This window comes from Bacillus sp. XF8 (assembly GCF_017498755.1).
Lineage (GTDB): Bacteria > Bacillota > Bacilli > Bacillales > Bacillaceae_G > Bacillus_A > Bacillus_A bingmayongensis.
Window position 1 is genome coordinate 16,780 of the sequence record NZ_JAGDQK010000010.1, and the last position, 23,712, is coordinate 40,491.

At 33.5% G+C, this 23,712-nt stretch carries 23 protein-coding genes and 2 pseudogenes; 10 read left to right on the plus strand and 15 right to left on the minus strand.

Translation table 11 applies throughout. The features are described from left to right. Window positions 1-10: 10 nt before the first annotated feature. Entirely contained in the window at window positions 11-337 is a 327-nt protein-coding gene (locus tag J4P91_RS06850; RefSeq protein WP_207993348.1) for a hypothetical protein, read from the minus strand. 102 nt (window positions 338-439) lie between these two features. Then, a complete protein-coding gene (locus J4P91_RS06855) occupies window positions 440-982 on the minus strand; it encodes a BRO-N domain-containing protein (RefSeq protein WP_243763747.1) in 543 nt (180 codons plus the stop codon). Between the two features lie 263 nt (window positions 983-1,245). Between J4P91_RS06855 and J4P91_RS06860 the strand changes: the two genes are divergently transcribed. Beyond that, entirely contained in the window at window positions 1,246-1,689 is a 444-nt protein-coding gene (locus J4P91_RS06860; protein WP_207993349.1) for a hypothetical protein, read from the plus strand. Window positions 1,690-3,449: 1,760 nt separating this feature from the next. Here the strand turns inward: J4P91_RS06860 and J4P91_RS06865 are convergent. Next, on the minus strand, window positions 3,450-4,031 hold the full coding sequence (locus J4P91_RS06865) for a recombinase family protein (RefSeq protein WP_207993350.1): 582 nt from the start codon (window positions 4,029-4,031) through the stop codon (window positions 3,450-3,452). 478 nt (window positions 4,032-4,509) lie between these two features. Between J4P91_RS06865 and J4P91_RS06870 the strand changes: the two are divergent. Continuing rightward, window positions 4,510-4,713 (plus strand): annotated as a pseudogene (locus J4P91_RS06870) (GNAT family N-acetyltransferase); the annotation flags it as partial. A gap of 332 nt (window positions 4,714-5,045) precedes the next feature. Further along, entirely contained in the window at window positions 5,046-5,264 is a 219-nt protein-coding gene (locus J4P91_RS06875; RefSeq protein WP_017152037.1) for a hypothetical protein, read from the plus strand. Window positions 5,265-5,509: 245 nt separating this feature from the next. On the opposite strand, the gene J4P91_RS06880 is transcribed toward J4P91_RS06875, so the two are convergent. From J4P91_RS06880 to J4P91_RS06895, 4 genes are all read right to left on the minus strand, one after another. Next, window positions 5,510-6,445, minus strand: a complete 936-nt coding sequence (locus J4P91_RS06880) for a metal ABC transporter substrate-binding protein (protein WP_207993351.1) — start codon at window positions 6,443-6,445, stop codon at window positions 5,510-5,512. A gap of 18 nt (window positions 6,446-6,463) precedes the next feature. Further along, the gene (locus J4P91_RS06885) at window positions 6,464-7,330 is read right to left on the minus strand and encodes a metal ABC transporter permease (RefSeq protein ID WP_207993352.1); all 867 of its coding nucleotides are present in this window, start codon (window positions 7,328-7,330) and stop codon (window positions 6,464-6,466) included. Next, window positions 7,327-8,076: a metal ABC transporter ATP-binding protein gene (locus tag J4P91_RS06890; RefSeq protein ID WP_207993353.1), complete on the minus strand. Its 750-nt coding sequence runs from the start codon at window positions 8,074-8,076 to the stop codon at window positions 7,327-7,329. The genes J4P91_RS06885 and J4P91_RS06890 overlap by 4 nt, the downstream gene beginning before the upstream one ends. Before the next feature lie 448 nt (window positions 8,077-8,524). Next, window positions 8,525-9,667: an MGDG synthase family glycosyltransferase gene (locus tag J4P91_RS06895; RefSeq protein ID WP_207993354.1), complete on the minus strand. Its 1,143-nt coding sequence runs from the start codon at window positions 9,665-9,667 to the stop codon at window positions 8,525-8,527. 180 nt (window positions 9,668-9,847) lie between these two features. Here J4P91_RS06895 and J4P91_RS06900 point away from each other — a divergent pair, with 180 nt between their 5' ends. Next, on the plus strand, window positions 9,848-10,699 hold the full coding sequence (locus tag J4P91_RS06900) for a metallophosphoesterase (protein WP_207993355.1): 852 nt from the start codon (window positions 9,848-9,850) through the stop codon (window positions 10,697-10,699). 109 nt (window positions 10,700-10,808) lie between these two features. On the opposite strand, the gene J4P91_RS06905 is transcribed toward J4P91_RS06900, so the two are convergent. Further along, a complete protein-coding gene (locus tag J4P91_RS06905) occupies window positions 10,809-11,408 on the minus strand; it encodes a YkoP family protein (RefSeq protein WP_017152042.1) in 600 nt (199 codons plus the stop codon). A gap of 213 nt (window positions 11,409-11,621) precedes the next feature. Between J4P91_RS06905 and J4P91_RS06910 the strand changes: the two genes are divergently transcribed. Then, window positions 11,622-11,930, plus strand: coding sequence for a hypothetical protein (locus tag J4P91_RS06910; protein ID WP_207993356.1), 309 nt, complete (start codon window positions 11,622-11,624; stop codon window positions 11,928-11,930). 288 nt (window positions 11,931-12,218) lie between these two features. Beyond that, window positions 12,219-12,422, plus strand: a complete 204-nt coding sequence (locus J4P91_RS06915; RefSeq protein WP_017152044.1) for a DUF1657 domain-containing protein — start codon at window positions 12,219-12,221, stop codon at window positions 12,420-12,422. Window positions 12,423-13,359: 937 nt separating this feature from the next. On the opposite strand, the pseudogene J4P91_RS28785 reads toward J4P91_RS06915, so the two are convergent. From J4P91_RS28785 to J4P91_RS06930, 4 genes and pseudogenes are all read right to left on the minus strand, one after another. After that, window positions 13,360-13,553 (minus strand): annotated as a pseudogene (locus tag J4P91_RS28785) (hypothetical protein); the annotation flags it as partial. Window positions 13,554-13,576: 23 nt separating this feature from the next. After that, window positions 13,577-14,062, minus strand: coding sequence for a GNAT family N-acetyltransferase (locus J4P91_RS06920; protein ID WP_207993357.1), 486 nt, complete (start codon window positions 14,060-14,062; stop codon window positions 13,577-13,579). Continuing rightward, entirely contained in the window at window positions 14,059-14,613 is a 555-nt protein-coding gene (locus tag J4P91_RS06925) for a 2'-5' RNA ligase family protein (protein WP_207993358.1), read from the minus strand. Before J4P91_RS06925 ends, J4P91_RS06920 begins: the two co-directional genes overlap by 4 nt. Window position 14,614: 1 nt before the next feature. Beyond that, window positions 14,615-15,181 (minus strand): GNAT family N-acetyltransferase, encoded by a 567-nt coding sequence (locus J4P91_RS06930; protein WP_207993359.1) that lies wholly within the window; start codon window positions 15,179-15,181, stop codon window positions 14,615-14,617. Window positions 15,182-15,314: 133 nt separating this feature from the next. Between J4P91_RS06930 and J4P91_RS06935 the strand changes: the two genes are divergently transcribed. The 3 genes from J4P91_RS06935 to J4P91_RS06945 all read left to right on the plus strand — a co-directional run bounded on the left by J4P91_RS06935 (window position 15,315) and on the right by J4P91_RS06945 (window position 18,600). After that, complete coding sequence (locus J4P91_RS06935) at window positions 15,315-16,217, plus strand: ABC transporter permease subunit (RefSeq protein ID WP_207993360.1); 903 nt, start codon at window positions 15,315-15,317, stop codon at window positions 16,215-16,217. Next, window positions 16,214-17,254 (plus strand): ABC transporter permease subunit, encoded by a 1,041-nt coding sequence (locus tag J4P91_RS06940; protein WP_207993361.1) that lies wholly within the window; start codon window positions 16,214-16,216, stop codon window positions 17,252-17,254. The genes J4P91_RS06935 and J4P91_RS06940 overlap by 4 nt, the downstream gene beginning before the upstream one ends. A gap of 356 nt (window positions 17,255-17,610) precedes the next feature. After that, window positions 17,611-18,600 (plus strand): aldo/keto reductase family protein, encoded by a 990-nt coding sequence (locus J4P91_RS06945; protein ID WP_207993362.1) that lies wholly within the window; start codon window positions 17,611-17,613, stop codon window positions 18,598-18,600. A 122-nt stretch (window positions 18,601-18,722) separates the two neighbouring features. Here J4P91_RS06945 and J4P91_RS06950 read toward each other — a convergent pair whose 3' ends face one another. The 3 genes from J4P91_RS06950 to J4P91_RS06960 all read right to left on the minus strand — a co-directional run bounded on the left by J4P91_RS06950 (window position 18,723) and on the right by J4P91_RS06960 (window position 22,142). Next, entirely contained in the window at window positions 18,723-19,622 is a 900-nt protein-coding gene (locus J4P91_RS06950) for a LysR family transcriptional regulator (RefSeq protein ID WP_207993514.1), read from the minus strand. 791 nt (window positions 19,623-20,413) lie between these two features. Beyond that, a complete protein-coding gene (locus J4P91_RS06955; protein WP_207993363.1) occupies window positions 20,414-21,541 on the minus strand; it encodes a metallophosphoesterase in 1,128 nt (375 codons plus the stop codon). Between the two features lie 178 nt (window positions 21,542-21,719). Further along, window positions 21,720-22,142 (minus strand): GNAT family N-acetyltransferase, encoded by a 423-nt coding sequence (locus J4P91_RS06960; protein WP_207993364.1) that lies wholly within the window; start codon window positions 22,140-22,142, stop codon window positions 21,720-21,722. A 130-nt stretch (window positions 22,143-22,272) separates the two neighbouring features. On the opposite strand from J4P91_RS06960, the gene pdxR reads away from it, so the two are divergent. After that, window positions 22,273-23,688 carry a MocR-like pyridoxine biosynthesis transcription factor PdxR gene (gene pdxR / locus J4P91_RS06965; RefSeq protein ID WP_207993365.1) on the plus strand — a complete coding sequence of 472 codons (1,416 nt, stop codon included), beginning with the start codon at window positions 22,273-22,275 and terminating at the stop codon, window positions 23,686-23,688. The last annotated feature ends 24 nt before the right edge of the window (window positions 23,689-23,712 follow it).

Below are 23,712 nucleotides of genomic sequence, written 5' to 3' on the forward strand. Positions count from 1 at the left end.
TAACAGTTAATTATGGAGCTTTACCACAAAGTTTCATGACTTCTTGTGCTTGCTCAGGGGTTAGTACAAAACCATCCTCTTTGCTTCTTCCTTTTATATCTATAGCCAAATAGTTATCATTCAGAGGGGTAAAAGAGATTATTTCACCTTCTAAACCCAACAACTCGATACTTTGTTTCTGCTCTAATTTTCTTAACACCTGTTGAGCTTGACTAAACAATAATTCAGTTTGTATCATATCTCCTGAAATAACTCGTATGGTGAAGAGAATTTTACATCTTATACATTCCACCTCGAGTTTTACATATCCATCTATAAAAACAACTGGTTCAAACAAAAAAAACACCTCCTCGTCTAGCAACATCAATCATTATAGTCCCATCTAAAACAGAAAGGAATACCCTAAATTGTGTTTTATAACGATTGGTTGACTCAGGTATTACCATGGTATTAAATTGTAGAAAATTAGTACAAACTTTTGAGCAATTGGTAGCTTTTCGTTTAACTCACGTAGTTTGTCTAATACTTGAGTAGCGGTTAATGAGCCATCAACTTCCAAGAAGTCCTCATACTTTTCGACCTTTGGAGCTTGCACCTCAATAGTCTTCTTTAACTCCTGATTCTTGGAGTGTAGATCAAGAACCATCATTTTCTTTACATCCTCTGAAAAGCTAGGAAAGTAATTCTCAATAAATTCAGCTTCACGGTCAGTCTGTACAACTCCACCCGTTAGGCGAATCTGTTTGAGGATTTTCTTTACTTCCTTTTTCCACTGTTTAGCGATTGGCTTACGAGATAACATTAACACTTCGTAAATACCCTCTTCAGTTAAAAATGTATACTCTGTATTCCCTTGTAGACCCCCTAAAGATTTTTTAGTGGGTACCTTGATAATGATTTTTTCATCTTCGTCAACCACTTTCATCATCATAGTTAAGTTGGTGTGTTCAATCCACTCAGCAACATCCTTGGCTAGGAACAACGGTTCCTCAATTGTTCCATAAACCTTAAAAGTTTGTCCTAAAACGTTTTGCTGGTGAATGTAACAAGAAACATAAGATGGCCGTTTTGGTCAACTTATGCTTCCTTTAGCTGACGGCAAACTTATGCTTCTAATATGCATACAACAAAAAGAAGGCTCAATAGACTATTGTTATTAAATTCCGATTATTAAAATTGTTAGAAAAATATTACAATTTATGGTGTTTTTAATTATAATATTGCTAAATCTAAAGGAGGTATCATATGAAGAAAAAAGTATTATTTGTTCTTTGCACAATGCTTCTTAGTTTAATTGGAGTGTTTTCTTTTGGAGAAAGCAAAGCAAGTGCTGATTATTCTACAGGTTGGTCATCCTTTCACTCAGCAGATGGAACGTATGATGGGATACTAACAACAAGCACTTATGATCGAACCGTAAGTGTTTCTGTAAGAGGTTTGTGGCAGGCAAGTTTTGATGGTTCACCTTATATTCCCGGTTACGCAGACAATTTAAGAGTACGTTTATGTAATGTTTCGACTGGTGCTTGTACGTCATACAGAGAATTATTTTATGGCGGCTATCAAGATGGACATAAGGTTTGGAATGGTTGGTTTTATGAAATGAAAGTCGGAAAATTTTACGTTGATATTGCTGATATAATGCCAGGAAGGTATATGATTGGTGAAAGAAAGATTTTAGTTCGTTAAATTTAAAAAGACAAGGCACTTATTTAATTAAGTGTCTTTTTTTATGGCAATATGAACTTCATAGCTTTTGTAGGTATTTTATATTGTCATATCAAGATTTATTGTTTTCAGTACTCTATATGTATAAAATTTTGTATAAACTAACGGCCAGTTTATGGGTTAATAATTAACTCATGGCCAACTTATGCTTCCAATTCCGTTAGATAATTAGATAATCGCCTATAAAAGTAAGTGTTTTCTGGTCAACTAATGCTTCCAAATGTGGTCAACTTATGGGTAAAGTGACAGTGAACAACTTGTAAATTACTCAAATAAAACTCCCCCTTGGTAATGTTACCTTGATTCGATATCACCTAGAAGCCACTCCAAAACAGCCGATATTAACAGTAAACACAATAGTTAACCTAATTAATTATGTAAAAAAAATGCGTCGATTCTCCAAATATGCGAAAAAAAATGCGTCGATTCAAAGCAGTTCAATCCCTTGTGGCTCTAAGGTTTACCCCTGTTTCACTCAGAAAAACCTTCTTTATTCTTATAGACTACATGGCTATCTCGTGGTACCTAATTAGACTAACCCTCCTTAGTCCCCGTCTCAAGTAGCATACAAAAGAGCTATACCAACTAAGCAAACAATATAGTTTACTCATCAGCACAGCTCCAAGTTTTACTCATATGTAATTTATATAGGTTCAACTAATGTAGATCATACTTCCTCAAACAAAAATAATAAAATATCTGAGGAGGAAAGTCTTTAGGATAAATTCACAAGGTTACTTCTTGTCGAGAATCGACTAGCCTTACTTGTGGGGGTTAATCCTAATTCATTCCCGTCTCGTATATATAAAATATTTCAAACACCTTACGAGGCGGAATCCTTTAGTTTAACTAATTTAATCACCTCATAAGGTTATTTATATTTATTTTTCTTTACGAACACTAACTAAATTAGATCAGCCAATAAGCTGTAACTTCTAGTTTCCTGTATAGGATGCTGTGAGGTTACAGCTTATTTAGTCTTCCCTTGAGTTGGCACTCTGTAGGCAAAACTATACAAATCCCCTGAGAAGCGTTCTATTGCACTTCCTCCTCCCTTTTTAATCACCAAAGTTTTACTCAAAAATTTAATTCTAAAAAATTTTCAACTCTAAAATTCAACTTATAAGCTATAGCTCTAGGTGATAAGCGAGGTAGGTAAAAACTCAAGAGGCTTTGCCCCCTCAAATGGCGGCTAACCGGCTGTACTCCTCGGGAGTTACATTCAATAAACACGATAAAGTTTACTCATAGGTATACTTTCTAAATATGGCTACTATCGAACGTATCCGTACCCCCGTATGTTATAATATTGCGTTGTTATAATGTAGTTTGATGTCGGGGAATGGGAAGCTGATGAGGTCGTACACATAGCAAACTACTGAGCATACACCAGCAGGTAGTATCGTACTCACAAGGCACACTAACAGTAACAACTACTTGTTATCACCTCATACAACAATCAATAACAAATACCTTATGAGGTAGCGTACTCAATGAAATGCTATGCGTTATACTCTCCTGTTATCATCACACTAGGTACTATGTAGCATATTCTTACACGTAGTACACCAATGAGCTAGCATTCCTCAGCCGTACTTACAAGCACCAACTTACGTATTCGCTTATCAACTCCACACACAGCATACTGTTAGGTACACGCTCAAGAGGTGCGCTATATTATCCGTACTCGCACACAAACAAAAAAACAACGAGGCAGCAACTTAATTGTTACCTATCTCGTGTTCCTTAATGGCTCTATACAGTGTAGCCCTGCTTATCTGTGTAATTTCAGCTATCTTCTTCATAGTTAACTTATTGCTATCTCTATTGTGATACAACTCTAGAGCGTGCTCTAAGCTAGCATTCTTTAATGTATACTTCTTAGGTCTACCTTTATAAGCACCTCTCTTCTTAGCTTCCTCTATCCCTTCTCGCTGTCTTTCCAGTAGCATCTCACGTTCCCAGTCAGCTACACTCAGTAGGATATTCTGTATGAGACGGCTTGTAGGTGATCCATCGAATACACCCATATTGAGGACATGCAGCTTGATTCCCTTCTCATTGAATTCACTGATCAGGTCAATACCTTCTCGTACGTTCCTAGCTATCCTATCCATCTTAGTTACCATGAGCGTATCCCCTTGAGCTAGCCTACTCAGCAGGTCGTTTAATCCTTCTCGGTTGATGTTCTTTCCACTAGCTTTATCTTTGTATATCTCCTCAGCTCCAGCTTTCTGTAGTTCTGTGAGCTGGGACTCCAAGTTTTGTCCTTGAGTTGAAACCCTTGCATAGCCGTAAATCATAGTAATTCCCCCTTAACATTTATGAGACACTTATATGAGACTCTGTAAAGTCAATGATATCAACAACTCAAAAGTGTGTCAATAGGGTTTAGTTAAATGAAACACATAAGGGGTTAACCTTCTCAATTATGACCGTGAGCTAGGCTAAATAGCAGATCTATTTGTGTTTGGATAGATAATAATTACTAAATAGTTCTGACTTATTTTTACTCAAAAGTGACCACATCGAGGGGTGGGTTTTAAAGTTCTCACCTCATTAGTACACCTAGTTAGTTTACCCTCTCAGCCCCTCCTTATTAGCACCCCATCAACGAGTTAACTTGCAGTGAAACGAGATAACGTGAGAGTTGTCGAACTCAAGGGGATTGACTGTGGAGGAAGACTACCTTAGAATAAACCTTAATATAATTCAATAAAGGTAGTCACCTCATAGTTACACCTCATGGTTTAAACTCTCAGCCCACCTCATCAGTTTCCAACCTTATCTGCAATGGTTGTAGGAGTATGTACGCATCCAAATTATCGCGGTAAAGGATACGCTTCACTCATATTACAAAAAATGATTCAGGATTTTACTCAAGAAGGAAAAACACTTTGCTTGTTTTATAACAATCCAGCTGCTGGACGAATTTATAAGCGTTTAGGTTTTCAGGATATTGGTATGTGGACGATGTATCGGTAATTTTGGACATATACTAATACACATAGAAAAGTTTACTCTTCGTTCAAACGTTAACAATGAAAAAAAACTTAAAGAACGCACGTAACAATTTAATTGTTGTAGCTTTACAATAATGAGTACTAGATGTATAAATAGATACATTTGAATGATTGATCAAAAAACATTCGTCAAATGGCAACACTGAGGATTACAACAAAATTCTAAAAATACATCAGATCGAAATGGAATTTCCAACTTTCAACAGCTCAAGATATATGAAAAATGTACATAAAAACTGATACAGAAGAAAATCATATAGGAGTACAAAAAATGCAATACAGGAGGAAATAAAAATGCCACAACAAATTGATACTAACCAATTAAAAAAAGCACAAGCAGCGGTATCCCTTTCTAAGGGACTTATTACACAAGCAATAGAACAATCTGCTGCAGATCAACTAATATGTGAAGAAGCTTTAAAACAAGCTTCAACTGAGATAGCTCAAGCCCAAACTCTAGTAAGTCAAGTACAATCATCCCTTCAAACACAATCAGCTCAACAATCACAGTAAAAACAAACTCATATGAAAAGAAAATATTGATGATAAGTGCGAAAAGACGACTTAAAGTCGTCTTTTCTTCACATATCCTCGATTATTAATAGCACGTAAAAAGTATCATTTCCTATATAACAAAGATTGAGCTTTTTTTGCGTGAATCCTTAATGCAGGAATATATACATCTTTGTTGTATCAATAAGAATTTCTCATAAATGATTTTATTTCCTGTATATAAATGTTGAATCAAAATAATGTAACTACTTCTGTAACCCATTAATAATTGTATCTGTATTCCATTTCATCATTTTTAAGTAAGTGTCTCCATCTTCACCTGATTTACCAAGTGAATCTGTAAAGATTGTACCAGCAATCGGCACATTTGTTTCTTTTGAAACAGTTTCCATGCTTCGTCGATCTACACTTGTCTCTACAAATAAAGCTGGAACTTTATTTGTTTGAATTAAACTTACAACATCTCGAATTTGATTTGGAGTACCTTGATTCTCTGAGTTGATTTCCCAAATATATCCTGTCTTAATTCCATATGCTTTGCCAAAGTATTTAAATGCACCTTCACTAGAAATTAGAAAACGCTTTTCTTCAGGAAGCTGATGGATTCTACTCACTGTTTCATCATGTAATTTCTGAAGTTCTGCAATATATGTTTTCGCATTTTCAGTGTAAAACTCTTTATTTTTAGGGTCTTCTTTAATTAATGCTTTCTTTACATTTTCAGCATATAGAATACCATTTTTTATATTCATCCATGCATGTGGGTCTGGTTCTTTTTCTAATCCCTTTGTTTCTAAATAGATCGGCTCTACACCCTCACTTACCTTATAAACAGGTGCATCTTTCCCTGATTTGTCTACAGTTTTTAATAATTTTTTAAACCAAGAATTCCCTTCTTCTAAATTTAAACCATTATAAAACACTACATCTGCATCTGTCATTTTCATAACATCTTTTGGTAGTGGGTCATACTCATGCGGATTTGCACCGATTGGGACAAGACTATGAATTTCAACTTTATCTCCACCAATTTGTTTCACCATATCATATATAATGGAGTATGTTGTTACAACTTTCAATTTTCCACTCTTCTCTTCTTTTCCATTTGTACTACTAGAACATGCTGTTAGTGCAAACACAAAAATACAAAGTATCGAAAACAGTACATTTTTCAATTTCATCTTTATCCTCCAATCAAATTATGACAATTCTGCTCTATTTTTTCTAATTTTTAAAGCTCTCCAAAACAACCCTTGTGACGGTGAGAAAAAGAACGCCAATCCGAACAAGAATGCTGCAACAAGAACAATTGTCGCACCTGAAGCAAGATTATAAGAGAAACTGAAATATAATCCTACTACAGATGAAAGTGCACCAATACCCGCTGCTAAATAAATCATGACCCATAAACGGTTTGTTAATAGATACGCTGTAGCTGCTGGTGTAATAAGCATAGCAACAACCAGAATAATCCCTACAGTTTGAAGTGATGCAACTGTAACCATTGTAAGGAGAATCATTAAGCCATAATGAATCAATTTGTTAGGTAATCCATAACTTTGCGCCATTGTGGGATCAAAAGTAGAAACCAGTAATTCTTTGTAGAATAAATACACAAGACCAATAATTACAATTCCAATAATAAGTGTCATCCACATATCAGAAGAACGAACAGATAGGACATTTCCAAATAAAATATGGTACAAATCAGAACTACTTTTCATAAAAGTAATTAAGATAATCCCTACAGCAAATACAGATGTAAACATAATTCCGATCGCCATATCATGTTTAATACGACTGTTTTGACTTACAAATCCAATTCCAATCGCAGTAATAACACCTGTTAAAACCGCACCGATAAAATAGTTCATTCCAATCATATAAGAGAGCGCTACTCCTGGAAGAACGGCATGTGAAATTGCGTCACCCATTAACGCCATCCCGCGTAAAATAATAAAACATCCAATTACACCACAGATGATTCCTACCATAACGGAAGTTAATAACGCCTTCTGTAGAAAACCGTACTGCATTAATGCATCTATAAATTCTACAATCTTCATGATGAGTGTACCTCCGTTGACTTGTTAAAGAATATACCCTGATTCACATACGCTTTTGACATAACAGTTGGTTCTAATACTTGTTGAACTTTTCCATAATGGATTAAGCTTTTATTCAATAAAAGTAATTCATCAAAGTAAGATTCGGCTTTACTTAGATCGTGATGTACAACAATAATTGTTTTTCCTTCCTTACGCAATTCTCTAAGAATTTCGATAATTACCTCTTCACTCATTACATCTATTCCAACAAATGGTTCATCTAAAAAGAAAATCTCCGCCTTCTGTGTTAAAGCTCTTGCTAAAAATACCCGTTGTTGTTGCCCTCCTGAAAGCTCACCAATTTGACGATTTTTAAACTCCTCCATTCCCACTTTCTTTAGACATTCGAATGCCCAATCTCGATGTTCTTTTCTTGGTCTTTTGATCATTCCTAAAGATGGATAAGTACCAATTAACACCACATCTAAAACCGTAATAGGAAAATCCCAATCTATATCACTTCTTTGCGGTACATACGCAACATGCTTTCTGACGCTCTGAATATTCTCTCCAAGAATGCGAACATATCCCTTATCGTTTGGAATTAAATCTAAAACAGCTTTCATCAAAGTAGATTTTCCTGCTCCATTTGGACCAATAATTCCAACAAGCTTTCCTTTTTCAATATCAAAGGAAACATTCTGGACCACTTGATTCCCTTGATATGATACAAACAAATCCTTTACAACTACAGCCTCATTCATTTTTTATGTATTCTCCCTTCTTTTTTTCATTCGGATAAGTATTTTGGACGAAGGCAACTTTTAGACAAAAAAATATAAGATAAATTATATTATACATATAACGTAAAATCAGATTCGTGTTTCCCTCAGGCAACTTTTTTGTATAAATCAAATTATATAAGCTCGATACAATTTTGTAAACTGATTTTTACTAGTTTATGAATATACTGTGAAAACTTGCCCGAAATATTGTATAGAGATAATAAAGTTGTTTAATTTTCTCTTTATAAAACAATGCCCTTCCTACAATATATTTGTTGGAAGGGTTTTAAAGTTGTTTAATTCGAGAGATAAATCTTTCATGTATGTAATGACCTAAAAGACCTAAAATCATTCCTAACTGCTCTCTAAAGAAAAAGTAACTTTCAAAAAATGCTGCATAATAGAAATCGATTTGAGTACTTAAGCGTTATACTTTCGTTATTAGTTCCTTTATAATTTGTGATGGTTCTTTCGTGATAAGCTGTCGATGATATTCTGTTATACGGTTTTGATACTGTTGAAGCAGATTTTTGTTTTGAAAAAATGAGTGAAGTTGCTCCCCAATTGTGTTTTTTTCATCTTTCCATTTATTTAAATGGAAAATCACACCCAATTTCTTTAGTTGCTGTAAATTAATTTCCTCTTGCCCTGGAAGTACATGATAAATAAAAATAGGTTTTCTTTTAAATAAACTTTCACTTATTGTTACTCCTCCAGGTTTTGTAATGATTGCATCTACTTGATCATAAAGTTTGTTCATTTTTTCCCTGCATGTAATATATGTTAAAGGTGTGATGTTATCTCGCTGTAATTGGTGAAGTTTTTGGTATAAATTTTCATTTTTTCCACATAGCACATAAAAGTGAATTTTTGTTTCCGTTCCTATTTTGTGAATTAAATCTTCCATTGCACCAACTCCTAAACTTCCACCAGTAATTAAAACTGACCATGAAGAAGAAGCGGCGGTGTTCATTATATTTTCTTTTTGTTTTTTTATTTTTTTATGAATAGGAATTCCTGTGATAAAGATCTGCTCATCGTTTACGTTCTTCTTTTTTAAAAAATCCTTCATATAATGAGACGGTACAAAATGAAAATCAATATGTTCAACGCCCCAACAACTATGAATAAAATAATCTGTATATACATTTATAACTGGTGTCTTTAGTTCACCTTTTTCTTTCAAATAATTTAATATGTATGAAGGTAAAGCATGAGTGCAAATGATTAGATCAGGTTGTTTTTCTCTTATTAATCTTCTCATAAATGTTACAAACAGAAGTTCATATAATCGATAACGTTTGTTCTTTTCGACATTTTTGTAGACAGCGGTTTTATATATCCAATTATAGAAATCAGGGAATGCTTTGATCCATTTTAGATAGATATTTGAAACTAGTACCTCTATTCTCCCATAACTATAAGAAAGAATATCTACTTGATCACATTTTGTATTCAATTGATCCTTTTGTATCTCTTCCATTAATGCATTTGCAACTTGATGGTGGCCTGATGGAATTTGTAAAAATGGCAAAAACAAGATGGTCTTTTTTGTTGGATTTTGTTCCATAAATCACCTCTTGACGTACACTTGACGATTTGTTTTTTCATTCGTTTTTTTATTATGTGATACTTCTTTTTTTCTATTCTGGCAACTATTTAGAATAAATTACAATGGATTTTGTTCCATAAATTACATACAAAATGAAAAGATTTTTCATGTATAATTTTTATAGAAGGAGTGATGTGATTGAAAATTTTATTACTATTCGTTTTATTTATTATTCTCTTCTATATATTCAAAAAAGCTCACAAAAACACGACCGATGTCGTGATGAATAAAGTTCAAATAAATCAAAAGCAAAATCACGGACATGATCCGATACTAAATATTCTTCACCTTTCCGATTTACATCTCGAAAACATCTCCATTTCCCCAGATCAGCTTTATGAAAAATTAAAAGATGAATCAATTGATTTGATTGCACTTACTGGAGATTTCCTTGACCGTAAACGTACGATTTCTAAACTTGCTCCATATTTAGAGGTATTAAATCAATTACATGCAAAGCATGGTATATATGCTGTTTTCGGTAACCATGACTATGTGTTACGTGAAACGGACTTACAAAAATTAAAAGAAACACTTGAACAATACGACTGTAAAGTAATGCAAAATGAAAATCATGTCATTTATGTTCAAGGTAAATGCGTAAATATTATTGGTATTGATGATTTTAGTACGAAACGCAGTGATTTAACAGCTTCTTATAAAGGAATTAAGCAAGGTACGAATTTAATATTAACTCATGATCCAAACATCGTGCTTCATATGAAGAAATATCATTTTGACTATTTACTTGCAGGTCATTTCCATGGTGGCCAAATTTGTTATCCAAAAGCCTATCACCTTGTGAAAATGGGTAAACTTGCAAGAATGAACATTATAAAAGGACTTCATATGCAAGATGGAAAACCTTTTTATATTAGTGAAGGACTAGGTCAAACAGGAGTAAATATTCGAGTTGGAAGTCGACCAGAAATTACATTGCATCAACTATCAATATCAACAGTTAAGAGTAGGGAACTACCTGCAATATAAGATGTAAAGGCTGTTAACGAACCTAGTTAACAGCCTTTACATTTTACTGTCAAATCATTTTGAATGCAGTATATAAAATTCCATTGACTTTTTAACAAAAGAAAAGCGATTAACATTTTCTTTTAGCAATTTCATCTCGAGATTCACCATTATATATTTGTAATAAATTTTCCTTAGACATAAATAAATATTTTGGTGTGGAAGATATATTGTTCTTTATCATTTTGAAAATCGAATCATTATTAGATAATAAACATATTGGTAAAAATGCTAACCATTTAAACCATTTATAAAAAGGATTAGAAATAGCAACAAATTCAAAACCTAATCGGTCAGCTCCTCTGTTTAACATTGAAATCCCAATTATCCCTTTAATCTCATCTGCCCTAGAATGATTTTGAATATATGATCCAAGACTAGGCAAGGATTTTTTAACATGTTGATAAATAAATCGCCCTTTTGTAATGTCATTTTTAACGGACTTCATTTCATTGATTAAACGAACATTATGTAAATGAATTTTAACCAAGATATCATTCTTATTGATCTGTGTACCATCAGAAAGAGTAACATGTTTCCCCTTGTAACGAGTGAGTCTTACACGTAAAATATTTTCCTTGTGAATTTCGTTATGAATATAAGTTAAGCGAGTGAATTTATAATATATTGGATCAATAAAATTCCAAACCAATAATACATAACTTTTCATTTTGTTTTCATTTCCCTTTTTGAAGTTTTGATAAAACTATTTTGCATATTTCCATAAAAAATATTTAGGAAATCTTAAGAATTTTAGTAAGAAAAATCAAGAAGTATTAGTATAAGTTGGCATCATAAATTCCTATAAAATATAGCAACATAAATGATGTGAAATCGAAATTAGTGTTTCTTTTTCCTAATTATTTTTTACAGGGGGCAAAAAATGAATATTCTTAACTTCTTGATGTCATTATTCAATTCTGGAAGAAGAACTCAGCAAATGTTTAAATTGTTTAGGAATAACCGAAATAATAGAGGATGGATTTGGATTTCTTTACTAGGATTAGGAACGGCTTTTGGTGTAGCAGCAACCCGTAATTCAAATATGATGAGACCGATTCAACGTTTGTTCCAAGGTGTTCAAAATACGACAAGACCATTTATTCCATCCAAAGTAAACCTGGCAAATATGGAATTTGCCAATGAAATTATGCCTAACAGTCAAAAGAAACAAGGAAATCAAAACCAATAACTATCGCGAATAATAAAAAACTCGTCTTTTAGTCACGAGTTTTTTATTATTCTTAATGACTCTATAGCTGCTTCAAATAGGATTCCCTTTCTTTTTGTTATAACTTCAACTTCGCTTTGTTGTTGAAAACCAAATAACAAAGCTTATTCTGCCCGATTCGTCATTAGTATTTTTAAACTCTTAGTCAATGTATTCACTCTATAGACACCCAAAATTTAGAAATCATACTTTTGGTAGCAAATAGCTATTCTAAATAGTGAATCCATGATTATAAGGAGGAATTTAATTATGACAGTAATTACCAAACTTAAACAAACTATTTCTGGATTAAAAAGTGCTCAAGCATGTTTAGAAGGATTTGTTCTTGATACTGACAATCAGCAAGCAAAACAACTGTATCAAAATGCAGCTCAGCAAACACAGACAATTATCGATTCTTTAAATCCACATATTCAGGAGGTTCAGCAAGAAGAACCCCAATATAATCAATAAAATGCGGTGATTACTAGACTTTTGGCATAAGTCACATCATGGTTAGATTTATATACCTAGAAAGTATTTATACTTTTTAGGCTAACTGAAAAGGAATGATTCAATGTCATCCTTTTTCTTTAGATGATAAACTAAAAATAATAAATTTTTCGTATCTTATATAACAGTAAGCAAACTCCAATTTCTTTTGTTAGCAATTATTAACATTAAAAATACCAACTTTTTTCACATGTAAATGAGCCAGATATCTTATCATATAGAATGTTTTTACTTATAGCGCTTGTTTTCCACTGAGCACTTTTATATAGTGCTCTTGCTTTTTGTAGCATAGATATTTTTCTTTATATACTTTTATAAATCTCGTACACACTATTCCTACGCCATTCAAACTATTGATTTCACTCTTTATATGACTAGGAATACAATTAGTTTTCCGGTCAAACTCATGAAACCCACAGGTAGGCAACTCATATAGTTGTCTGCCAAGCTTTTAAAAAAATTTGTATATTTTATAAATATCTACACATACTATCCTTAATCCGCTTGGGCTGCGGTTGTAGTCTATTCAAACTGGCAATCTTCGCTTTAAACGCTTTACTCGGCAGACAGCTTAAAACGTTGTCTGCCAAACCATTAATGTTTTTGTGTAATTATGCACGATGCCAATAGATTGAATCGAACCCTATTATAACGTGATTATACAGATATCTTTGGATTAACGACCAGAAAGAGCAACCCAGATTTATATTATTTCCAACTTTATATAAGTTCTTTGGTTGAGTTTATCACATTCATAAAGAACTTCTTATTGTTAAGGACGATATACTTTGATAAAAGAATAACCTTCAGATGAGTTACTTCTTTCTCAAAATATTGAAGTCTATTTTTGCCACAAGTATATCTATGTTATTACGGAAAAATTATGCTTCAAATCACAGATCACTCCTTTTGGTTGTAAATGCATACAACCAATATGTACCTCTCCCTGATGTTTTACTATTTTTGACATATTGAACTACCTCCACCTTCACTTCGTTTAGAGGAGGGGGGCTTCTCGGTTAACATGATAAAATTAGAATGAAACACTGATATGTGATTCCCTACCTTTTCACTAAAATCGAATATTTTCATCCCTTCTCCTCCTATAACATTTACTAAATATGTAACACCATTCTTATCGTTTGCATCATGTGTCCCTCAAAGTCTTCTTCAAATCGTTCCAAAGTTGCAAAGCCTTTTGCCTCATAAAAACGCTTCCCTTTTTCATTCGCGGCTTCTACATGAATATAAATCTTTCGAACACCTACTAAAAGGGTAATACCTCTTTGCAATAAAGCCGTCCCAATTCCTTTTCCTTGATGCTCCGGTAATAAATAAATAGCCCCTAATTCTGCTTCATTTTGATATTTGATAGGTGAAAAATTAGCAAACCCTACAATTTGGTCATCTGCTTCTGCTACAAATAGGTGTGAATGCTCTAGTCTTCGTTTCATCATTTCATCCGAATACGCTTGTTTCAAAAACGTGGTTTGTACTTCTTCTGGGATAATCCCTTTATATGTATCATGCCAAGCCACTTTCGCCACTTCTTGTACAGCAGCAATATCCTGTGCATTCATTTCTCTAACTACATACGTCATATTGATAACTCCATTCTTTTCAAATTGTATTCTGCTACTACGTTACAAGAAGCTAGATTACCATTTTCATCGTTCACTTTAATTAACTTTAAACTTTCTACAACTGCCGTTTGTACACTGAAACCTTTATATACAAACTCCATTACACGAATAGATTCCTCTCGCTTTAAACGATTAGCAATCGTACAATGTGGCACCCACTTCTCAGGTACGTAATATGACTGCGGATGATCATGAAAATCCTTAAAATGATTATAAAACGATTGATGTAACGCTAGTAACCTTCTTGTTATCGTTGGTGCCAAAAAGATTGTTCCATTTGTAGGGAAGGTACCGACAGAAGAAAATTCAACTGGAAAGCACTCTATATCCTCTGTAAACTTTTCTAATTTTTCTCTATATGTTTTCAAATCCAAAGTATGATAATCAGCTAATGTAATATGAGGCTCTAGATCTTCATTATGTACAATGCCCGTTAACCCTTCCCCAATCTCTATTACTTGCTTCGAAAACTTCTCATCAAATGTAGCAATAACGGGCGTACATCTCATTTCACTCCTTCACTTCTCTTAACTCTTCCCATTCTTCACGAATCATTCCCATTCGAATAGAATCATAATATATCCCATTATAGTACCGACATTTTCGCATTTTACCTTCTAACTTCATCCCAATTTTTTCAGCAACTTTCATCATGCGTTCATTTCCAGACCAGGTCGTTAATCCTACCCTACCTATCTCCATGTTTTCAAATAACAAATCCCTATATAATTGCAAGGCTTCTGTACCATAACCACCATTCCAATATGCTGGGTTATAAATCGTAATTCCTATTTCTAACCAACGTGACTCCTTATATTCCCAATAGAAGCCAACTGTCCCTACTATTTCATTATCTGTTTCAATAATAAGTTGCGACAAAGGTTCTTCTTTAAGCTTAGATTGCAAACTTCCTTTATACACAGGATACTCCTGAATCGAAAACGGGAAGTATGGTGCATCCCACTTTTTCCACTCAGGGTTTTCTTCCTTATATATTTGTGAATATAAAGAATGTATATCTTTCTCTTCTATTTTTCTTACTATCACTTTTTTACCTCGTAAATATATATGTTTCATACTTGCCTCCCATACTATTAAATCAAATATTAGAATTTAACATACTAATAATAGTATATTTATTTTTTAGAAAAATCAAACAACAACATAGACTTTATTGTATAATATTGTAAAAAGACGCCGGAGGGATTTAATGTTAAATAAAATATCTCAATTCACAATAAAACTTTCATCGATTGTTTTATCACTCTTACTATTATTAAATTTACCTTATTTATTTATCACCCAAGGAGGATTCACCTTTCAGCCGATACAATTTTTAAAACAGATCTTTACTATGTTAAAAGAGGTTTTCTCTCCCGAGTCTCTTATAGTTCTATCATCAGACGCGAAGTTTGGTAATTTCAAAAAAATCCCATTATTTCCAACTGTTTTAGAACCTTACACATATTCATTTACTGTTTTATTTGTAGCTTTTTTTCTTGCGCTCTTTTTTTCGTCCAGCATGGCATTTTTTTATTTCTTAGCAAAAGATTCTATCAAAAAGTGGATAAACCGATTTGTTTTTATATTAGAAGCTGTCCCTGATATGATGATGATGATTTGTTTGCAAATGTTTTTCATTTGGTTACTTCAGAAATTCGGGGAATCTCCTGTCACAATTATTTCTTTTAATGAAAATCGTGCCTATTTACTCCCTATATTATCTTTAGCGGTTTTACCTACATTACAAATGTTTCGGATGATGATTTTATATATAAAAGAAGAACATGGAAAACAATATGTAGAAGTTGCTTACGGAAAGGGTCTTTCATCAAGTTATATACTATGCATTCATTTATTCAAAAATATATCTATTCACTTCTTCCACCATTTAAAAACAATTTTTGTTTTCTTACTTTCTAACTTGTTCATTTTAGAATTTGTTTTTAATATGCAAGGCATTATTCAATTTTTATTTAGGAAGGCGTTTATTTCACCTCCTGCTGCATTTATCATACTTATCATGATTATTTTACCGTTTTATACTATTTTTCAAATCACCTCTTTTATGATGATTAGGTGGCAAAAACAAATGAAAGGAGAAGTTCTATGAAATCTATTTGGAAATCAAAACGCTTTTTAGTCGGATTCATTTATCTTTTTGTACTAGTTACAGCTAGCTTTATTTATAGCTTGTTCTTTAAAGACAGCATACCAGAAGCACCTCTGTTGCTTTACAATGACAATAATGAATTAATTGGAAAGGCACCCTTTTCACCATCTTTAATGCCACCTTTTGGCTCTGATCGTTTTGGAGAATCTATTTTCTTACAAATTGTAGAAGGAGCAAAATTCACCATTTTATTTGCCGTGGCAATTAGCTTCCTTCGAATTTTATGCGGAACATGTATAGGAATCCTTTTAAGTTTATATATTCCAAAATTCAAGAGATTTTTCCAGGCATGCTCAGAAGTTTTTTATTATATCCCAACTCTATTTATCGCATTCATACTCATCACGCCAGTTAATATTGTAATCACATCAAATGCTGACAGATTAAATCCAAATATTTCATTTGCACTTTATCAAGCACTCATACTTATTTTTGTCGCTCTGCCTACAATTTCTTTATACATCTCCTCAGAAGTTGATGAATTTATGAAGCGAGATTACATATTAAGTTCACAATTAATGGGGGCAAGCCGTTTTCATATTATAAAAAAACACTTACGAGTCTTATTGCTTGACCGCGTATTTGTATTATTTATGGAACATATTGTCCAAACACTCATACTCATTATCCATTTAGCGTTACTTGACATTGTGATCGGTGGGATACAAATGCGGGAAATGAATCAAGGTGAATACAAAGCCGTTTCACTTTCTAATGATTGGGCAGGCCTTATTGGACTAAATCGTTATGAAATGAATCTTTCATTGTGGATTATTTTTTATACTCTCGTTGCATTCTTTATTACTATTCTTTTTATTAAGCTCATGACAATTGGGATTCAAGATGCAATCAAGGCAAGAAATTCGCAAACTGTAGCAGTTCAATCTGTTCAAGATCAAAAAACATTTGTTAAAAATAAAGATTCTTTTTCATTTGCTTCTCTGGAAGAGAAAAATCATTCTTCGCTGCATTTATAAAAAATTAAATTTCTTATAATGATCTTCAAAACTTTAATTCTTTATATGCTTTGGGAGACAATAATTGTGGAACGAGTTCAAGAATTATATCAACAATTTCAAGAAGAAATGGGCTGGAATCATAATGATAGGCGCAATGAATTTCAGCACAGTAAAAAATTTCTCTTATATATGTAAATTTATTATTAGCTTGATAGCGATGTGGTAATACCCAACAGCCTTGCAAACTTCTGAGCACACAGAAGGGCACTGTAGTCTTATATAAATTTTATATTAATTCATTATTAATAATATATTATCCATACTAAAATATGGTCTTTATAATGAAGATATCACTTTTAAAAGGAGGTACTAGAATGGAGTTTAGTAAACTTGGCAATAGCGGATTAACAATAAGCAAGATTGCATACGGAAACTGGATAAATCATGGGGGTAAAGTAGATGAGGATACTGCAAAAGAGTGTGTTAAAGCAGCACTAGATGTCGGTATAACAACATTCGATACTGCTGATGTTTATTCAGACACTAAAGCTGAAGAAGTACTCGGCCGGTCTTTACAAGGTATACGACGGGAGAGCATTGAACTATGTACAAAGGTGTGCCATCCGACTGGGAATGGGCAAAACGATAAAGGTTTATCACGAAAACATATTCTAGAAAATTGTAATGCATCTTTGCGTCGGTTACAGACCGACTATATTGATGTCTATTATGCACACAGATTTGACCCAACTACTCCTCTTGAAGAAACGATGTTAGCTTTCGCAGATCTTGTAAGACAAGGTAAAGTGCTTTATATCGGTGTAAGTGAGTGGACAGCAGAACAAATCACCCGTGGTGCAGCACTTTCACGGGAATTGAATATTCCGCTCATCGCTAGCCAACCCCAGTATTCAATGTTGTGGAGAGTTATCGAAACCGATGTGATACCAACCTGTCAACGTGAGGGACTTGGGCAAGTAGTATGGTCGCCTCTCGCACAAGGTGTTCTCACTGGAAAATATCAACCCCAAAAACCAGTACCAACTCAATCACGTGCTAATTCTCCTGCTGGCAAACCATTTTTTGATAATCTTGCACAACGTTGGATGAACGACAATGTACTCACTGCTATCCAAAATCTCAAACCCATCGCACAAGAGATTGATCTTACCCTCGCTCAACTCGCAGTAGCTTGGGTACTACAAAACCAGAATATTTCCTCAGCAATTATCGGTGCCTCGAGCCCGGAACAGGTAAGAGAGAATTCGTTCGCTTCTGGTGTCAAACTGGAACCCGAAATAATGAATCAGATTGACAAAGTACTAGAAGGTTTCGTTGAGTACGATCCGAGTAAAACAGGTTAAGTTTTTGCACGTGACTTAACTAGAAATATATACAAAATCTTTGTAGTCTTACTTTAAAATTTAAGTTAAATTAGAATTCTTTCTTTGTAATATTTTACTATCCATCCCATCAGGATGGGCTTTTATTCTTGGTGATTAAGTTGTAAAATCGAATATACCTCTCTAACAACTGTTAAGAAATGATCTACTACTGCAGATTTTTCATCTTGTCTCCATCCAACATATAGATTTACTTTTGGTGTAGTCTCTTGGATTTTTTTATAGACAACCCCAGGACGTTTATAACTTTCCACCGACGATGGAACGACAGAAATACCCATTCCTGTTGCAACTAAATTAACAATAGTTTGCATTTGAATAGCTTCTTGAACAACATTTAAACTTACACCATGATCCCAAAAGTAGCTAATAATTAAATCATAAAAATTTGGACCCAAATGACGCGGAAACAAAATAAATGGTTCATCAATTAACAATTGGAGTGGAATTTCGGGCAATGAGGCGAAAGGGTGATCTTGATGTAAAACCAATCTTAAAGATTCTTCAGAACAAACTTCAGTAGATAGTATCCCATTGTTCTGTTTAGAACGAATAAATCCAATATGAATTTGTTTCTCATAGAGTGCCTTTAGTTGCTGCTCCGTTGTCATTTCACGTAATATAAGATGGATTTTAGGAAAGCGTTCTCGAAATTTATTAAGAACTTCTATAACGATTTCTGTGGAATCGACAAAACCGATTATTAAGTTCCCTATTTTTCCTTCAGCTGCAAGTTGTGTTTCTTTTATGGCTCTTTCTAATTGAAACAGTGTTTGTTGAGATCCTTCTAAAAATATCTTCCCAGCATCCGTAAGTTCAACCATTCTTTTTGTTCGATGAAAAAGTTGAACTCCCAATTCTTCTTCTAATTTACGAATTTCTTGGCTTAGAGGAGGTTGTGCCATCCTAAGACGTTCTGCTGCACGACTAAAATTCAATTCTTCTGCCACCATTATGAAATATCGCATTTTCCTAATATCTATTTTAATCCATCCCTTCTACTAAAATCCAATAAGGACTTCTCTTTTATTATCAATCTCATTTAGGTTCCTAGTATTTTCGTAGCCATGCTTTTTATGTTTTACGGCTCTTTGGTATTAGGGAGAGGAGATGTTTTAGAGTTTATCGACCTGTTCCATAGATAAGGGGAAAAATACCTTTCTTCAAATAACCTGTCAGTTAATTAAGCAATTACACAAACCCATTTTAACATAATATCCTATTTTTTAATCAAAATCTTCTGAATAGGGGATGAAAGAAAAAAGGTAGATTAAAAGTCTTTCTCCTTCTGCAACTAACCTGCTTCGTTAGTTTAAGTACAATTCTTCACAAGGTAAGCATCAATTTTAACATAAATATCCAACAAAAAAAATCACCTCAAAGAATAACTAAAGAGGTGATTTTTATCAAACTTTATTACAAATTATCAATTTTTATTATAAACAATCAATCTTTTTTACAAAGCTACAATATATCCATATGTTACTGACAACAGAGGTCGCTGAAGTCGCCGAGAAATTTCGGACACTCTTTTACAAGACAGCGCAACTAAAAAGGAAGGTGTTCCTGAACATGAAGCATATGCTCAGGCGAAAGAAGAAATCCATGAAAATCTCGGTAAAGAACTTGCGAATTATCTAGCTTATTTATGTAAATTAGCTAATTTTTTTGAATTTAACTTAGAAGATGAACTTCGCAACAAATTAGATGAAATACGAATTCACTCTCAAAGTCTACAAAATAAAAAATAGGAGGATATTTCCCCTCCTATTTTTTATCTATATACTTTTAATTCCTTCTCATTCACTTTAAGAAGAAGCCCCTTCTCTATCCAACCTTCCAAACCATCTTTTTTTATTAAATCATATCCCGTACAGCTATCATCAATAAGTGAAACAATATCACCTTTCCTTACACTTATTTGTGCACAAGAAATATCGGTTTTAACAATATAATCGTCTGCTTCATTTTGCTTTATATATTCATTTTTAACATATAATTGTTTATTTGTTTCTATTTGTTTGCACATTGTAAAATCTTCATTTGTTTCAACTGGTACAATATGATAATACGGATACGTGACTCCGCCTTGCATCATTGCTTCTGCATTAAAATCTGCTAATATTTCATATTGTGGAAAATGATCTACATATGTATATGAAAACACATCTTTAGAAATTGATCTATGAATGATAAATGCATTTAATTGTCCCGCTTCTTTAATAGTATTCCCCCCATCAATCGCAATTATTTTCTTGTTTTCATCGATAACTGGATTATTAGATGGTGCCTCTTCAGAATAATTGACAACAGGCCAATGCCCAACTATTGCATACTTATTTGCGCGATGTGATTTAGTAAAAAACTCTGGCATTGCAATCGCATTTTCCCTTTCAGTCTTCTTCCAATCTTCTATATCCTCAAGTCCTGCATGTACAAAAATATAATCCTCTGTTTCAATTGCAGTTGGTAATTCCGTTAGCCAATTAATCTCTTTTGAAAAACAGCTCATTAATATATCTTTTATCTCACGAATATTCGTCTCTTCGTTAATATGAGAACCTAATTGATCAAGCCATTCATTAAATATAGAATGCTTTCTCGTGCATAAATAGTTTATTAACCCAGGATTTTCATTTAAGAGAGCATCAACTAAGGCTTCACAATTCCCTTCAATAACATGTACATTGGGATTATGAGCTTCAAGTTCCATGACATAGTTTACAACACCTATACTATTTCTTCCTTTTTCACAAAGATCACCATTAATTATTAAATAATCCTCTGCACTAAAATTAACTTTGCTTAATAGTTTTTTTAAAAGCTCTAATTCTCCATGAATATCAGAAATAACAATAACTCTTCCCTCATTTGGAATTGATAATTTTCTTATTTTATCCAATATAGACGCTCCTTTTTTTCATTTACAGCTTTCTACATACTTATATATTCCTTTATCATTTCATAAAAACGATTCGACAAAATATCTTATTATACCTTTTTTAACCTATTTCTGTTATAACAAAGAAATAGCAGATTCTATATCTTATCACATTTAGAATCTACTATTTTCTTCTCTATTATAACTCTTTATGAAAAGAATAGCTTACCTTATCATAGCCTTCTCTTTCATAAAAACGGTGAGCGTCTATACGCGGAAAAGCTGATGTCAGGGCAATACAAGTACACCCCTGTTCTTTTCCCCACCTTTCTATATATGATAGCAATACCTCACCATACCCTTTCGACCGATGTGCCTCCGCTGTTACAAGATCATATACAAAAACATGCTTCTTATTATAAAAATTCGTACATACCGCTACCCCAGCAAGGCTTACCACCTCATTTTCTTCATTATACAAAGAAAATAATTGATAACGTTCCTCTTTCATCTGACAAAATAAAGACTGTGCTTCCTCTTTTGTAAGCGTAGTTCGTAATTGTTGTAAAACGGGTAGTACCTCATCTAATTGCTCTTCTGTTTTTATTTCCTTAACATTCATCAAGAATCTCCCCTGACTATTTATAAAATTTTCTAAATGTTATATCATTAGTATAAATAGAAACTGACCTTTTCTTAAGTGGCAGTTTCTTTCTTTTTTATAAGGCCAGTTTTAAAGGAGAGCGCATGCAATGGATTTAATCATTCCTCTACAATTAGAAAGTCAAACGCCTATTTACATACAAATTTATGACTTTATGAAACAAGAAATCTTAAATGGCTCACTTACTGCGGGGACACGTCTCCCTTCCCATCGAAATTTAGCATTACAACTTGGTGTTAGCCGCATTACAGTCGAATCAGCTTATCAGCAGTTGTCTGCAGAAGGTTATGTGGAGAGTAAACCAAAGCGCGGTATATTTGTCGTTGAAGTAGATGTTATTCCGAATAATCAACAAGCTCCATCTTACCAAGCTGAAAAAGCACAAATAAAAACGCTCTATTTTGATTGTAGCCAAGGAAATGTCGATCAAACAGCTTTTCCACTCTCAAATTGGAAAAGAGCACTGCAAGAATGTTTACTCCAATATGAAAACGACTTATTTACAAAAGAAGACCCACAAGGAGAACAAATACTTCGCACTCACATTGCAAAGTATTTGTACCATGCTCGCGGAGTTCACTGCACTCCTGATCAAATTATTATCGGCGCTGGTACACAGCCCCTTCTTTGGTTACTGATTCAATTACTTGGAAAGCAAAAGTCATATGCAATTGAAAACCCTGGATTCCATCGCGTAAAAGCCATTATTCAAAGCTGTGGTCTTCCTATTCATCCTGTCTCATTGGATAAGAAAGGAATGAACATTTCATCTCTCAATAATTGCAATGCGAACGTTGCTTATGTTACCCCTTCTCATCAATTTCCATATGGCATGATTATGCCTTTATCAAGGCGACTTGAGTTATTAAAATGGGCCAATGATTGCTCTGGCTATATTATTGAAGACGATTACGACGGAGAGTTTCGCTACGTTGGAAAACCAATCCCCTCCTTGCAAGGGCTTGATACAAATGAACGTGTTATTTACATGGGAACTTTTTCAAAATCATTTTTACCTTCCTTAAGAATGGGCTATATCGTTCTTCCTAATCATGTTTTGGAAGTCTATAAACACTTCGGGGGCATTTTTAAACAAACTGTTTCTAAAATACAACAGCTTGCTCTTGCTAACTTCATTCAAAAAGGAGATTGGGAACGACACTTAAACCGCGTTCGTACATTATATAAGAAAAAACATCATCGACTAATCAAATCACTTGTAAGCCAAATGGGCACTGATGTTGATATACTTGGAGATCAATCTGGACTTCATATCGTACTCCATGTTCATAACGGCATGAATGAATATGAGCTCATTCAGTCAGCTGCCGAAAAACATGTAAAACTTTACCCTCTATCCATATACGATTCAGTAAATCATTTACAAAAAGAAGCTTATGTATTACTAGGCTTTGGAGGGATACCAATCGATGCAATCGAAACTGTTGTAACATTATTAAAAGAAGCTTGGTTTACTAAAAAAAGCTGCTCCTCGCAAAAATAAATGCAAGGAGCAGCTTTTTCATAT